Annotated in this window: 12 protein-coding genes; 8 read left to right on the plus strand and 4 right to left on the minus strand. The window is 63.0% G+C overall.

Annotated elements, in window-relative coordinates:
• The first annotated feature begins 31 nt into the window (after window positions 1–31).
• The 5 genes from AC59GX_RS04240 to AC59GX_RS04260 all read left to right on the plus strand — a co-directional run bounded on the left by AC59GX_RS04240 (window position 32) and on the right by AC59GX_RS04260 (window position 4,148).
• Window positions 32–868: a 2-keto-4-pentenoate hydratase gene (locus tag AC59GX_RS04240; RefSeq protein ID WP_497301336.1), complete on the plus strand. Its 837-nt coding sequence runs from the start codon at window positions 32–34 to the stop codon at window positions 866–868.
• Window positions 865–2,142: an MFS transporter gene (locus AC59GX_RS04245; protein ID WP_497301007.1), complete on the plus strand. Its 1,278-nt coding sequence runs from the start codon at window positions 865–867 to the stop codon at window positions 2,140–2,142. Before AC59GX_RS04240 ends, AC59GX_RS04245 begins: the two co-directional genes overlap by 4 nt.
• Window positions 2,143–2,543: 401 nt before the next feature.
• Window positions 2,544–3,272, plus strand: a complete 729-nt coding sequence (locus AC59GX_RS04250; RefSeq protein WP_497301009.1) for a polysaccharide lyase family 7 protein — start codon at window positions 2,544–2,546, stop codon at window positions 3,270–3,272.
• Between the two features lie 210 nt (window positions 3,273–3,482).
• On the plus strand, window positions 3,483–3,743 hold the full coding sequence (locus tag AC59GX_RS04255; protein WP_497301011.1) for a hypothetical protein: 261 nt from the start codon (window positions 3,483–3,485) through the stop codon (window positions 3,741–3,743).
• A 111-nt stretch (window positions 3,744–3,854) separates the two neighbouring features.
• Entirely contained in the window at window positions 3,855–4,148 is a 294-nt protein-coding gene (locus tag AC59GX_RS04260; protein ID WP_497301012.1) for a hypothetical protein, read from the plus strand.
• A gap of 61 nt (window positions 4,149–4,209) precedes the next feature.
• Here AC59GX_RS04260 and poxB read toward each other — a convergent pair whose 3' ends face one another.
• Window positions 4,210–5,955 carry a ubiquinone-dependent pyruvate dehydrogenase gene (poxB, locus tag AC59GX_RS04265; RefSeq protein WP_497301013.1) on the minus strand — a complete coding sequence of 582 codons (1,746 nt, stop codon included), beginning with the start codon at window positions 5,953–5,955 and terminating at the stop codon, window positions 4,210–4,212.
• Between the two features lie 215 nt (window positions 5,956–6,170).
• Window positions 6,171–7,580, minus strand: a complete 1,410-nt coding sequence (fumC, locus tag AC59GX_RS04270) for a class II fumarate hydratase (RefSeq protein WP_497301338.1) — start codon at window positions 7,578–7,580, stop codon at window positions 6,171–6,173.
• 349 nt (window positions 7,581–7,929) lie between these two features.
• Here fumC and AC59GX_RS04275 point away from each other — a divergent pair, with 349 nt between their 5' ends.
• From AC59GX_RS04275 to AC59GX_RS04285, 3 genes are read left to right on the plus strand one after another with little or no spacing between them, the layout of a single operon-like run.
• Window positions 7,930–9,186, plus strand: coding sequence for a threonine/serine exporter family protein (locus AC59GX_RS04275; protein WP_497301014.1), 1,257 nt, complete (start codon window positions 7,930–7,932; stop codon window positions 9,184–9,186).
• A complete protein-coding gene (locus AC59GX_RS04280; RefSeq protein ID WP_497301015.1) occupies window positions 9,183–9,905 on the plus strand; it encodes a YoaK family protein in 723 nt (240 codons plus the stop codon). Before AC59GX_RS04275 ends, AC59GX_RS04280 begins: the two co-directional genes overlap by 4 nt.
• 33 nt (window positions 9,906–9,938) lie before the next feature.
• The gene (locus tag AC59GX_RS04285; protein ID WP_497301016.1) at window positions 9,939–10,361 is read left to right on the plus strand and encodes a hypothetical protein; all 423 of its coding nucleotides are present in this window, start codon (window positions 9,939–9,941) and stop codon (window positions 10,359–10,361) included.
• A 73-nt stretch (window positions 10,362–10,434) separates the two neighbouring features.
• Here AC59GX_RS04285 and AC59GX_RS04290 read toward each other — a convergent pair whose 3' ends face one another.
• Both AC59GX_RS04290 and AC59GX_RS04295 read right to left on the minus strand, forming a co-directional pair.
• A complete protein-coding gene (locus AC59GX_RS04290; protein ID WP_497301018.1) occupies window positions 10,435–12,063 on the minus strand; it encodes a hypothetical protein in 1,629 nt (542 codons plus the stop codon).
• Window positions 12,060–15,053, minus strand: a complete 2,994-nt coding sequence (locus AC59GX_RS04295) for an AAA family ATPase (RefSeq protein ID WP_497301020.1) — start codon at window positions 15,051–15,053, stop codon at window positions 12,060–12,062. Before AC59GX_RS04295 ends, AC59GX_RS04290 begins: the two co-directional genes overlap by 4 nt.
• Window positions 15,054–15,126 lie beyond the last annotated feature (73 nt).

Raw genomic sequence — 15,126 nt, forward strand, 5'->3', positions numbered from 1 at the left:
CGGCACCATGTTCAAGGAGAAGACAGTGAAAATGGAAGAGGTCGCGGCTCGGCACGAGCGCATCGCACGGAGCTTCGTGGAAGCGAGACGGTCTGCGTCCGGCTTCGACGCGTATCCGGGCGAAGCCCCCGGCTCGCTCGAGGAGGCGTACACCGTCCAAGATCGCGCGATCGAACTGCACGACGAACCGGTCGGCGGTTGGAAGCTCGGACGCATAAACGCCCCCTTCGACAGCAGGTTCGGGGCGAACAGACTTGCGGGTCCGATCTTCACGTCGTCCATCGTCGACGCCGCGCACGGCTCGGCAGCGGCGATGCCGGTCATCGAAGAAGGGTTCGCTGCGGTCGAAGCCGAGTTCCTTCTTCGACTGGGTTCGTCTCCCGATCCCGACAAGCACGAATGGACGATGGAGGATGCACGATCCCTCGTCGACTCCGTCGCGATCGGCATCGAGATCGCAAGTTCACCGCTGACCTCCATTAACGAACTCGGTCCCGCGGTCACCGCTTCGGACTTCGGCAACAACCACGGGCTGCTCGTCGGTCCCGAGTTCGAAGGCTGGCAGTCCCTCGATCTGGACGCGGTTCCGGTGAAGCTGCTGATCAACGGTGCGGAGGTCGGCTCCGCGACCACGGCCACGATGCTAGACGGCCCGTGGGGCGCAGTCCGCTTCCTGGCGGAGCTTGCCGCGGCGCGAGGAGTCGGGCTTTCGAAAGGGCAATGGATATCCACAGGAGCGGTTACCGGCGTCCATCGGGTGGCGGTCGGCGACGCCATCGAGGCCTGGTTCGGCTCCGAACGGCTGGAATGCAGGATCGTAGCGGCGACGCCGGCGGTCCCTGATCATGACCAGGGCCCCAGGTCATGAGCGAGCTCGTCAGACCAGAGGACGCCGTATCGCGGATGGGTCGCTATCGATGGCTGATCTGCAGCCTGCTCTTTGCCGCAACGGCTATCAACTACGTCGACCGGCAGATGATCGGCGTGCTGAAGTCGACGATCTCCGCCGATCTCGGCTGGTCCGAGACGACCTATGCGGACGTCATCTTCTGGTTCCAGGCCGCCTATGCGATCGGGTATCTGAGCTTCGGGAGGATCGTCGACGTAGCCGGCGCCCGCATCGGCTATTCCATCGCCTTCGTGATCTGGACCGTGGGGCACACCCTGTGCGGCTTCGTGAACACGGCGACGCAGTTCTCGATCGCACGCGCGATCCTCGGAGTCGGCGAGAGCGGCAACTTCCCGTCAGGCATCAAAGCGGTTTCGGAGTGGTTTCCCGCGCGAGAGCGGGCGTTCGCCACGGGCGTGTTCAACGCCGGCGCGAACATCGGCGCGGTCATCACGCCGCTCGTGGTCCCCGCCATCACGCTCGCGTATGGCTGGCGCATGGCGTTCATCGTCACCGGCGCGGCCAGCCTCGTCTGGCTGGTCGCATGGATAGCGCTGTATCGGCGGCCTCGCGAAGTGAAGAGCCTTACCCCTGCGGAGTTGGCACACATCGAGAGCGATCCGGTTCATCCGGTCGAGAAGATCGGTTGGGGACGACTGCTGCGCTACCGGGAGACGTGGGCGTTCGCGCTGGGCAAGTTTCTGACCGACCCCATCTGGTGGCTCTTCCTTTTCTGGACGCCCGACTTCCTCCAGAAGCGATACGGCCTGGACCTCGTCAGCTTCGGTCCGCCGCTGGTGGCGATCTACCTCATATCCGATTTCGGCAGCGTCGCCGGGGGATGGACGTCGTCGAAGTTGATGAGCCGCGGCATGACCGCGAACCGGGCGCGCAAGCTCACGATGCTCGCCTGCGCCATCGCGGTCATGCCGATCTTCTTCGTCCAGTACGTCGCAAGCCTCTGGGGCGCCGTCGCGATTCTCGGTCTGGCCACTGCCGCGCATCAGGCCTGGTCGGCCAACCTCTACACCCTGCCGTCCGACATGTTTCCGAAGGGCGCGGTGGGCTCCGTGGTCGGCATAGGCGGAACCGCCGGCGCGATCGGAGGAATGATGATGGCGAAGTTCGTCGGGTACATCCTGCAGACGACCGGAAGCTATGCGGCGATCTTCGCAGTCGCAGGGAGCGTGTACGTTCTCGGTCTGCTCGTCATCCACCTGCTTTCGCCACGACTGGCTCACGTCCGTGTCTGACACGGACGATCGTGGGGGAAGGCGTACCGGGACCATGCGCCTGGACGTGTTCGGGAGGATCGCACCACGCAAAGACCGTCCATGATGGATCGGCGGGAGATGCAGTCTACGGCGCGGTCCGCCGGACGGATCTTCATGATGCAATTCGCCGCGAGCGGCGACAGCGCAACATCCGCTTCAATGTTGTCATACAACTAATTGACCTCTTGTCCGACTCGTGATTGAATGCCGCCGACGTCAACGAACGTCTCCGAGTCGAAGGTGACGAGCACAACGGGCGAAACGTCCGATCCGTCCTTCGTGAGGATGCTGACGCTGCGGGCGATTGGACGGCGTATGCGCCGGCCTAGGACGGACCGCGGCAAACAGGAGGGTAAGACATGACAAGATCGACACATCGAATGCTGAGCGTCGCCGTTCTCACGGCAGCCGCGATCTTCGGACCCGCAGCCTACGCGGAATGTTCGATAGCGATACCGACGTCCACCAGCACCTCCTCCTACGGCACGCTCCAGCTTCCGGTAGATGCCAACGGGGACGGCAAGCCGGACACCATCTCCGGCAGCCAGTTGTCGAGCTATTCGAGCCAGTTCTTCGAAAGGCAGACGGCAGCCAGGATCGTGATGCGGGTGCCAACCAGCGGACTGGCGACTACGCCGAACTCGAAGTATCCCCGATCCGAGCTGAAGGAGAACCGCACCTGGAACGTCGACGACGGCTGTGCCGCTCAGGCCGCGAGGGTCAACATCTACGACCTGCCGGCGAGCGGAGACATCGTCATCGGGCAGATCCATCAGGAAGCGACTACGCCGCGGCCGCCTGTCGAACTGCACTATACGAACGGCACGATTCACGCCGACGTGATGAAGCAGAACACGACGGCATCCGGCAGTCCCAGAACGCGTCTGACGATCGTGTCGGGCATCCCGCTGAAGCAGTGGTTCAGCTATTCTATCACCCTGGAAAAGGGTGGCCTCCTGAAGGTTACGGTCAACGGCAGTTCCCAGACCACGTACCTCGACGCGAGCTTCGATAGCAGCAAGCTCTACTTCAAGGCGGGCAACTACACGCAGGACACAGGCGGTGGGAGTTCGGTCGGCTTCGAAGGCCTGAGCATCAAGCACAATTGACCATCCGAGAGTTCCGGGGGGCGGTTCCACCGCTCCCACCCTCGTCGAGCGAAACGTACTCAAACACGAGAAAGGGCACCTTCGGTAAGGGCTCACGCGACAGGATAGTAAGGGAACACCGGTCAAGCGTTCGTAGCGATGTGTGCCCCTGGGCGACCTTCACGACGAGGCGAACGATCGGTATGACCCCGAACGAACGACCCCGTTCTAATGCTCGTTCTGAATCCAACGGCGATTTCGTTTAATGCAATCGCATATCCCAGACGTGCGTTTGCGATCGGACGGAAGGCGCGTGATAAACGTATTTTGCTGCATCGCGGCATTCACGTTGGAACTGCAATGTTTACCTTAATTTCGATGATCATCGCCTATCGACGCCAGGTATCGCGCCTCGCCCCTGCGGCCCTTCTGTCAGGCGGCAATGCAGCGAACGACCAGGGCATCGACCGGTCGGATGTGCGCGCCGCATAGTACGAGGCTCTTCGATGCGAATGCTCACGGTCGTTCGTATCCAACCTTGCCAAGGCGGTCGTAGCGGCTAGCTTCGGTGGTGCCGCCCGCTATGACTTCGAGGGATCCGTCATGTCACGTCCGGTCATCCGTTTCGAACCCGGCAACAGCTACTGGGTGGCCGATAGAGAAAGCGTCGGCTTCGTCGGTACGACGGACCTTGGCGAGGTCGAGTTCCTGATGACGAGCGCGGCGCTCGCCCAGATGTTGAACAACGACTACGAAGTCGTGGACGCCGAGACCGCCATGGAGATCTTCGTCGAATTCGAGGCCGACATACACCGGATCGCTCGTCTCGAGTTCGTGAAGCGTCTTGGAGGCGAGCCACCGATCCTGCTCACGGCCGCCGACGTCGAGATGCACTGAAGACGCTGCAGAACCGCTGGAGGGCGGGACGGCGCGGTTGTGACCGCGGCGTCCCCCGTCTTCAGATGAAGCGTTTCAGCAACCCCGAGTTCGTCTTCGCCAATTCGACGACCTCGTCGCCGCGGCCGCTGATGATGGCCTTCGCCATGTAGAGCGTGAACCCCTTCATCTGTTCCAGATCGATCTTGGGCGGTACCACGAGCTCCGTACGCGCGGTGACGACGTCGAGCAAGGCAGGGCCCGGATGCGCCAGGACCTCCTTGATTGCGGCTTCCAGTTCACCAGGGTCGGTCACCCGGACACCGTGCAACCCTATCGTCCGCGCCATCGCGGCGAAGTCCGGATTGTCGAGAGCGACGCCGGTCTCGATCAGCCCGGCGGCTTTCATCTCCAACTCGACGAAACCCAGCGTTCCGTTGTTGAAGACCACCACCTTGACTGGAAGCGCTTGCTGCCGGAGCGTGAGAAGCTCTCCCATCAGCATCGCCAGGCCGCCGTCGCCCGACAGAGTTATGACCTGACGGCCAGGATACGCGGACTGCGCGCCGATTGCCTGCGGCAGGGCGTTCGCCATCGATCCGTGGTTGAACGATCCGATCAGACGGCGGCGGCCGTTCATCTCGAGATACCGCGCCGCCCAGACCGTCGGCGTTCCGACGTCGCAGGAAAACACGGCGTCGTCGGCGGCCAGTTCGCTCAGGATGCGGGCGACGTGCTGAGGGTGGACCACGCCGCTTCCCGCCTTGCCGTCGGCGAGTTCCTCCAGCGCCTCGCGCGCCTTCGCGTAATCCTTTCGGGCAGCTCGGAGGAACGATCCGTCGCGCTCGCCGGCGATATGGGGAAGCAGGGCGTCGATCGTCGGACCGATGTCGCCGATGAGACCCAGATCAATCCCCGTCCGGCGTCCGAGGTTCTCGGGCCGGAGGTCGATCTGGGCGACCAGAGCGTCTTCTGGGTAGAACTGCCGGTACGGAAAGTCAGTGCCGAGCATGAGCAGCATGTCGCACGCCTTCATCGCGTCGTAGCCGGACGAGAAGCCGATCAGTCCGGTCATTCCGACGTCGAACGGATTGTCGTATTCGACGAACTCCTTTCCGCCGAGCGCATGCACGATCGGAGCCTGCAGCGCCTCGGCGATCTTCAGCAGCTGTGGATGCGCCGTACGACATCCGCGCCCCGCGAGGATCGTGACGCGGTCGGCGTTGTTCAGCATGGCGGCCAAGGCGTCGATGTCGGCGGCCTGCGGAACCACGGTCGCGGCCGACGGCAGCAGCGCCCGGTCCGAGCGGGCACGTCGTCCGACAACGGGATGAAGTCCGACGTCGCCCGGGATCGACACCACCGAGACGCCGCGATGTCCTACGGCCGCCCGTATCGCCGTATCCAGCGTACGGGGCATCTGGTCGGCGTTCGAGATGGTCTCGCAGTAGACGCTGCACTCGCGGAAGAGCCCCTCCGGCCGGGTTTCCTGGAAGTAGTTCGAGCCGATCTCGGCACTGGGCACCTGAGCGGCGATCGCCAAAACGGGTACGCGGGTGCGGTTGCAGTCGTACAGACCGTTGATGAGATGCATGTTGCCCGGGCCACAGGACCCGGCGCAGACCGCGAGCCGGCCGGTCAACTGTGCCTCGGCGCCTGCTGCGAACGCGGCGGCCTCCTCGTTGCGGACATGGACCCATTCGATCTTGCCCTGCCGCCGAAGGCTGTCCGTCAAACCGTTAAGGCTATCGCCGACGACGCCGTATATCCGCTTCACGCCCGCGAGGTGAAGAGTCTCCGCGAACAGGTCTGCGACGGTACAGTACATGGGTATCTCCGAAATGCTGAGATGTCGAGCGCTCGCCCGACGGGGTGGGGCGTGCTGGGCCGCGCGAATGTCGTACCAGCTTGGGGAAGGGGACTTGTCGCGTCGGGCAAGCCGCGTCGTTCGTTCACGATTATGACGGCGAGTGAATGCCGACGTCCTTTGGCTCCGTCCGGATGCCCCGAACTCCAGGCATCCGGACGCAACGCCGTAAGTGATCAGGCGCCGCCGACGCCTTCTCCGACGAGCTTGCCTGGATCGACCACCCGGTCGAATGTCGTCTCGTCGACCTTGCCCGATTTCAGCGCCGCCTCCTTCAAGGTCGATCCGTCCGCGTTGGCAGCTTCGGCGATGTGGGCTGCGTTGTCGTAGCCAATCACCGGCGAGAGAGCCGTCACCAGCATGAGGGACTCGTTCACGGACGCGTCGATCCGCTCACGGTTCAGGGTCGTGCCTTCGATCGAGTAGGTGCGCATCTTCTCGCACATGTCACCGAGGATACGGGCGGAGTGGAGGACGTTGTTGATGATGATCGGACGCATCGCATTCAGCTCGAAGTTGCCCTGACTGCCTGCGAACGCGACCGCATTGTCCTCGCCGATGACCTGGATGCAGACCATGACCATGGCCTCGCACTGTGTCGGGTTGACCTTGCCCGGCATGATCGAGGACCCTGGCTCGTTCTGAGGCAGCAGCAGTTCGCCCAGACCGCAGCGGGGGCCGGACGCCAACCAGCGCATGTCGTTTGCGATCTTCATAAGGGAGACGGCCAGACCGCGGAGCGTCGCCATGGTCGCGACCATCGCATCGAGGGAACCCTGTGCGGCGAACTTGTTAGGTGCCGTGATGAACGGCTTGTGGGTGAGCTCGGCGATCGCTTCGGCGATCTCGATCGAGAAGCCCTTCGGCGAGTTCAGACCGGTTCCAACGGCGGTGCCACCTGCCGCCAGCTTGTAGAGACCGCCCATCGACGCCCGGACTGCGGCGATCGCATCGCGGACCTGCGTCGCGTAGCCCGACCATTCCTGCCCGACGGTCAGGGGTACGGCGTCCTGAAGGTGGGTGCGGCCCGTCTTGACCACGTCCATCCACTCGTCGCTCTTGGCCTCGATGGCGATCGCGAACTTCTCCGCCTGGGGAAGCAGGATCTCGTCGAGTTCGAGCACGGTCGCGATGTGCATGGCCGTCGGGAACGTGTCGTTCGACGACTGTCCCATGTTGACGTGATCGTTGGGATGCACGGGCGTCTGGGTCCCGAGTTCGCCACCGAGCAACTGGATCGCGCGGTTGGAGAGGACCTCGTTGACGTTCATGTTCGACTGCGTGCCGGACCCGGTCTGCCACACGTAGAGCGGGTAGTCGTCGTCCAGAGCGCCCGCGATCGTCTCGTCGGCTGCGCGGATGATCGCATCCGCACGCCATTGCTCCAGCCTTCCGGCCTTCGCGTTCACAAGCGCGGCCGCTTTCTTCACGTACCCGTACGCATGGTAGACCTCCTTGGGCATCTTGTCGTTGCCGATGGAGAAGTGCTGCAGCGAGCGCTGGGTCTGTGCACCCCAGTAACGGTCCGCAGGAACCATGACCGTCCCCATGGAATCGAATTCCTTGCGTTCGCCCGACGCGTCCAGCCCGATCGGGATATCCTTTATGGAAGGCGTTTCCGACGTCTGAGGCTTCTTCTCTGCGGTTGAATTGGTCACTGGTCTGTTCCTTTTCATGCTTCGAGATGATCGCATCCGGACAAGGGCTGCCCCACGGAGCGTGGCCGGCAGTCACGTTCAATCGTATCTGTGAACGTATCGCGTCGTTAGTCAGCGATCTCTTAGCGACAACAACGCCTCTAGTAACGAGTAGTTACGGAGCTCCTATGTATAGGATATCCAGAACTTGGATAAACCGAACAATTAAGTCTGAGCGTATGGTGAGTCTCTGACAAAAGAACTATTGACGTTGGCAGCGGTATCAGGGGTTTGTTGTATGTCGGCGTTGCAGGATCATGATGTCGTGGGGCTGATCGGGGATGCCGTGATCAACCTTCACGGCAACGGACAGCAGACCGACGAGACGGTCAGATCGGTCAAGCGGCTCGTTCGGCACTACGACGCCGATATCGCCGTCATGCCGCGATGGGGCGAGGTTTTGCTCCGCGAGGGACCTGGCGCAGCCGGTCGCCCGATCGCGCTGCTGGACGTCACTCCGTCGAGCGTCGGCATGAACCGCGTCCTGGCCACCAGCAGGGTCATCGACGCGGCGATCGCTGAACATCTACCGATTACGGAGGTGCGGGCTAGGCTGAAGACCGTCGGAGCGATGCCGCCCTCGTCAAATCACCTGTTCGCATTGGCGTGCGCGACCGGAGCAGTCGCGTTGTCGGTCACGTTCGGCGTCGAACACCTTCCCGCGGTCGTGCTCATGTTCGTCAGCGCCGGCGCCGGTGGATATGTCCGGCGCCTGTCCTCGCGATACGGGGCAAGCGCCTTCGCGCAGGCGTTCCTGGCAGCTCTCCTCGCAGGATTGATCGGCGCCCTGGGGGTGCGCCTCAACATCAGTTCGGACCTCAGGCTGATAGCCGTATGTCCCTGCATGGTGATCGTGCCCGGCCCCCATCTGCTGAACGGGACGCTCGATCTGCTCGCCGGTCGTCTGCCGCTCGGGGCTTCGCGCCTGCTCTTCGCTGCGCTCATCCTGCTGTCGATTAGCGCGGGACTCCTGGTCGGCCTCAGCGTCTGCGACGTGTCGCTTCCGGCGGCACCGGTGGGGCGGGCGGTCGCTTTATGGCCGGTCGTTCTCGCGGCCGGCGTGGCGGCCTCGTGCTACAGCGTCTTCTTCTCGATGCCCCTGCGTCTTCTCGGTTGGCCGATCGCGACCGCGATGGCCGTCGACGGCGTGCGGTGGCTTGCGATGAGCGAACTGCACGTCGGACCTGCCGGAGGTGCCGGCCTCGCCGGTCTGGTCGCGGGGACACTGCTGGTGCCCGTCGCCCGGCGCCATCGGATCCCGTTCGCGGGCATTGGCTTCGCGTCCATTGTATCGCTGATGCCGGGGGTGTTCGTATTTCGAATGATGGGCGGACTGACGTCGCTCCAGTTCGCCGATCACGCGGCAGCCGTCCCGATACTGGAGGGCGTGGTGGCCGACGGCCTGACCGCGCTTTTGATCGTGGCGGCGATGACGGTCTGCATCGTCATCCCCAAGCATCTCTACGACACGTTCTGGCCGAGCGCGGCTCGATGAGCGACGCTCTGATCGCGGCTTCGCAGCCGTCGGATCTTCCGATGACGCCGCAGAGCCTGCCTGCCTGCCTTGGCTTCGTCGCCGGCATCGTCGATGTCACGAGCTGGTTGACGCTGGGCGGACTCTTCACGGCGCACATAACCGGAAATCTGGTCGTGATGGCGGCGGACGCTCTCAACGGACGGCCCATGCATCCGACACAGGTGCTCGCCGTTCCGATGTTCATAATCGTGGCCGCCGTTCTCGCGATCATCGTCCGGCGCAGGCGGATGGAAGCTAGCAAGATCCAGGATGTCTTCCTGATCCTCCAGTCGGTTTTCCTCACGTTCGCCGCGCTCGTCGCGTTCACGGCTCGACCTTCGCTCGCGCCGCTCGCCGCGGACGCTGGAATCGTCGCGATGCTTGCCGTGGCGGCGATGGCCTCCCAGAACGCCCTGCTCCATCTTAGCACCAAGCCCTCTCCGACCACGGCCGTGATGACCGGCAACATCGTCGCGTGCACGCTCTCGCTGGTCTCGATCGTCATGTACCGCCCGTCGGACTACGACGCCGCCAGGAAGCAGTGGCACGACACCTGGCCGGTTCTGGCAGGCTTTCTTCTCGGTTGCATCGCAGGTTCGGTGTTCGTCCACTTCTGGAAGGACGGCGCCTGGATCGCCGCTGCCGTGGCTTCGATCGCGTCCGCCGTATGGATCCGTACGGTCCGCAGGCCATCCTGATCCCCCAACACTCTACATCGCGAAGGAACGAACATGACTGATTTGCCGCCACCGCCGATCACGTCCCAGGAGATACGCATCGTGGACGCGCAGGGAAAACCGCGCATCCTGATCTCCGCCAAGGACGGTACGCCGACGATCGTGCTCCTTCGCGCGGACGGAGAGACGGGAGTCAGCGTCGCTTTGGACGTGGACGGTCGGCCTGCGGTCAAGCTCTCCAATCCGGTCGCCGGAGGCCCGGTCGCGGCGTTGGAGATTGACGACAAGGGCGCGCACGTGAAGTTCGACCGGAAGGGCGGCGCTTCGGCCTACCTGTTCCTCAACAACCTTGGTGGATCGGGGGTCGTGCTGATCGACCCGGCTGGGAAGCGGCGTCTGGATGCGATCGTGGCTCCCGACGGGAAGACGACGATCGAGCGTCTGGGCGACGACGGAAAGGCGTTGCCGCAGCCTTAGCGGCTTGCAATGGTGATCGCCCGAAGAACGGAAGAGCTCCTGGCGGTGCTCGCGCTCGTACGATCGACAGTTGTTACGCCGGATCCTGATCATCGCCGCCCAGCGCATCTTCCGCAATCGCAGCGGTGGCGATCCCAGGAGCGATCGTTTCGAGGAGTATCCACAACCGACGCTTCGCCTCGCTGTCGTCGTGAGGGCCTGGACACAAAAGCATGCAATCGCTGGCGCCGGGTAGGGTCGTGAATTCGCACCACGCCTCTGAGGGAGGGGGAAACAGTACGAAACCGCCCATCGGATGGCACCTGGTGACCTGGTCCCCACTTACCCAGGCAATCGTCCGTCTATAGCGCTCCACCGTATAGGGTTTAGACCCCAGCTTCTCCCCGTTTCCGCCGTGATGTAGCGGACTCGACAGGCAGGCATCTCCGACGAGGAGCGTCTTCCTGGTCGGCGTTGAGACCCTGATCAGATAGTCGGGCGAGCATTTCGCCTCCATGCCTAGGAACGGCCGGTCTTCGTCAAGCGGCTGGTGGCGCGCCGCCCATTCCAGCGCGGGCACCTTGCGTTCCTGGAGCGGTGGCAAGCGATCATATTCCACCAGCACGGGCTCAGCCTCGAAATCTAGCTCCACCGTCACGTCATCGCGCGAGAGCCGCCAGGCGCACCGCGTCACGGTCTCTACCGCCTCAACGGAGCACCGCCCGTCAAACCCGAGCGACCTGAGTTGCCTTGCGATCCACACGATGCCCCAGAGCTCCCACAGATGGTTGAGAACCAGCGGCGGATAAGATGACCGGACGGACTCGCTGTCGGCAATCGCCTCGGAGGCTTTCGGTGCAAAGGCTTTGATCAACAGTCGCAGTCGATGGTCGCGCTGGAGGAGAGGACTAGGATAGATCTGCGTGGCGAGCTCAATCTCGCTCACGAAACGGGCAACAATCGTCCTTGATCTGCTTGAACGTTTGATCAACGCATTGAGGCGAGCCACCTCCGCGTCGATGTTCTCCTGGCGTTTCTCAGGATTGTGCAGGGCCTGCCGCCTCGTCGCGGCCTCCAACCTTGCCGACAGGAGTTCCTCGAGGTCACGCATCTGCGATGACCTTCGAATCGCCCATTGGGAAACGATTGCATTCTCGGCCAGTGGCGTCCCTTGCCGCGAGGCAGGCGCAAGCTCTGTGAAGGGATCTCGACGGATCGAGTTCGCAGCACCGATCTCCTCGTCCACCTTGTCGAGAAGCTCGGCCGGCGGGGAGGATCGCGCCTGTGGCCGCGACCGACTCCAGGAGCGACCGGGCCGGTCTGTTCCGAAGTCCCATGCTGCAGCGAACCCCATTTCCGCTTCCACGTCCTCCACCATCGTGATGACATCGCGAAAGGTAAAAAGTGCAGCTGGGATGACGTAGCACCGAAGCGAGCAGTCTCTGGGCAAGTTCAGCTTTACGCTGATCTCCCCGAAGCGCCGCTTCCGCGACAGTTCCTCGGACAAGTCCCAACGCTGCCATTGACGCCCTTCATCGCAGGCGTCTGGAAGCGTGCTGATCTTGGGCCCTCGGGGTGCCTGAACGCCTTGTCCCGACGTTCTGATGTCGAGGTAGGGTTGGTCGTCCCGGATCGGGTACCAGGTGTCGGCGTCCCACGGGTGTTCGATGGAGGTCCCGTCCTCCTCCCAGACCCGGACAGCCTCGATGACAGTCGCGGTCACTGCCAAGGCGACACGAATCCCAATTTCGCCTGCTGGCGCGCCAGCTTGAGACGCCGCTGGGTCCGCGGGAGTTCCTCGACGTCTGCCACCACCGCCTCGAGGGCGGCTAACGCAGGCGCAAGCTGGTCGTAAGCGCCTGACAGTTTCACTAGGATGCGACTTGAGATCAGCCGATCGACCAGATCACTACGGTCAAGTAGGCTGCGCCCTTGGAGGTCGAGCCGATGGTGCAGGCCAAGCATCGCCCGGATATCCGATAGCACGCGGCGGGACGGGAGAAGATCGTGGCGAAGATCATTGCCGTGTACGGCAATGTGCAATGCGCCAAGGACGCTCTCTATCCGCTCATCTGCAACGACGCCGGTCTGCACGATTTCCGGAAGTCCCGGAAGCAGTGGCAGGTCGTCCAGCATCGGAAGGTCGAACGGGTCGTCACTGTTGTAGTTGACCTGTGAGAGTTCGAGTAAGAAGCAGCGATCAACGACCTTGGGCGAGGGCGGGCGCGATGACTCGTCGATGTTGAGCGTGCCGAAGACCCGGCACGATGGGAGTCGGCGCCCGACGGATATTTCACCACTTCCGCTATCGAAGGCATGAAAAAGCCGCGAAAGATAATATTCGGGACGCGTGAGGTTGAATTCGTCGAGCAATATGAGGTGCGCTGCGTTCGGCTGCTCATCGAGGGCACGCAACATTCCCTTGTCTCCGAAGAGCGCGTCGTCGTTGGTCCAGTGCGCCTGAACTGCGACGTCGTGGAAGCTGTGACCCAGACGCTTACCTAACATTCGCGACATCAGGCGTACGAGCGTCGACTTGCCGCAGCCAGGGGGACCGGCAAGAAGCACGATTGGCCGAACGCTCAGCGCCAGCAGGGCAACGACGACGTCGTCGAACTGCAATGCGGGGGCCCGTTGGTGAAGCCTGTCTCGCAGGATCGTCAGTGCGTCCGAGAATTCGGCATCTAGGACACGTTCGTCCCAGCCAGCAGGCCGTTCGACGATCTGGGCCTGAGGAATTTTGCTCTGCTCGGGCGCGGGCGCGGGCGCGGGCGCGATCGCATCGGCATCGGCGCGCGCGGCCAAATCCTCCCGATCCGCCGCGCCATTGCGATCGCCCGGCTCTGCGACCCCGTCTGAATCAACAGTTTCTGGTTCGACGTCCCGTTCGCTACGATGCGGGCCATCCTCTTCCAAGAACTCGGTTTCCTCATCGTCCGAGGTCCCGCTCGAGGGCAGTCTCATTTCGTTGGCGGCGTCTCCAGGCGATATGACGGCAGGCGCTGCGGGCCCTTCGCGCACGATACGCTCGAGTTCCCGAGTTGATATCCAGCCGCGTTCGGCAGTCACCGCGACTACCTTCGACATCCCGAGGTCTAAGATGATGTCGTCGGCTCCGTCCACCGCAAGCGCGTCCGCCGGCAACGGGTCCGTGAAGGACTGAAGTCTATCCTCCTGCCGCTTCCTCATTCTACGGAGGTCGATCCAGAGATGGCTTGTCGGGCCTGCATGGTTCGACGACACCGATGCCCGCTCCTGTTCAGGATCCCAATCGATTGAGAAGCGTGGCGGCGCCTCGTCGATCCGCATCGTCTTGAATTTGCGGCCTCGACGAGCGTCCACCCCTGCCGTCGGAGCGGGCACGAGGCGCGACTTCGGTTCGGTCCCCTTGACTAGGGGCGGAAGGTCCTCGATCTCGCGGATGCCGCCATCGTCGACAAAAGGATCATTGGGATCGAGCAGCGTGACATATTGCTCGCGCCCGGCATCCTGCTTGATCCCCAGCAACAGCGCATGCGGCAGGGTGGTCTCTAGTTGTGCGGCGAACAGTTCGTCGCCGTCACCGTCAGGTTCGCGAAGCCGCGGCGGGGAGTAGTTGTGAAGGATATGCGCGAGGCCGCCTGCGGCCGCGGCGATGGCAAAGGACTCCCCGACGCGCAGCACGGTCGGGCGGTGGTCGCCAGGAAACAGAGTCGCCATCATCGCGTCCTCGAACCCTGGCAGCAAACTGGTGCCGCCTGCGAGCAGGATGGTGTCGATAAGGCGATGGGCATCAGCCGGCGTTTTGACGCCGCGCTCGATCAAGCGCTCCTTGCTGCGCTGACGGGCGCTCTCCGAGGATACCTGATTCTCGTAGAGACGCTCGCACAGCCTCTCGAAAAGTGGCCGCAACTCCAGCCACAGTTCGGTGGACACCGCCGAGAGCATCGCCTTGTCGATCGAAAGAAACACGCCATGTTCAGTTCCGCTGCCGTGCAGGCTCGCCTGGACCTTGGCGTCCTCGATCTGCCGGAGCACCCCAGGAGTTCCATCGACATCGAGCATCGTGGCCAGGCGCTTGTCGACCCAACGTCCGGCGTGGTCGTCGCTGTCTCCGCGCAACGCTCGAAGCCTTAGGTCACGCTGCGCCCCCTTCGCGTCCACGTCCAGGATCGTGCGGTCGCGTCGGCTTACGATAAGGGTCATGTTTGCCGTCGAGGCGCCGACGTCAACTACGAGTATGACGTTGTTCTGACCGGCCTCAAGCTCGAGATTGCGTTTAATCAGACGGAAGTATTCCGCGACCATCTCGGGCTCGGGAAATATTATGGCGCCGGGAATCGCCGCCTCGATCGCATCCTTGTAGCGAACCCGCGTCTCGTCGTCGGAAATGGATGGCATCAGCGCGTATATGCGCCGCGACTGGTAGGTCTCGGGGATCCGCTCGAGGATTGCGCGAAGATACTCGCGAAATATCTGGTCGCGCTCTAGGTCCCGGAACGGCGTCTTGGGATCCTTACGGTCGAAGATGATCTGGCGCTTCGGCTTGCCATGCAGCATCCAGTCCTTGACGTCGTCGATCTCATAGACCCACGCCGCATCAACGGGAGGATCCAGTTGGACCTTCCATTGCTTACGGCTGTTGATCGTCGGGTCGGCGACGACAAAGCACCGCGACGGCCGGTAGGGATGTCCGTCGTGCGAGAGCAGGAACCGAAACGCCGAATCGGTCATGGCCAGAATTTTCCCCAAATGTGCCTGCGCTTCCGGCTACGCGGGAAGGCCTTTGTTCTCCGGCTGGTTACTC

The organism is Sphingomonas sp. 320_CC (assembly GCF_059691795.1).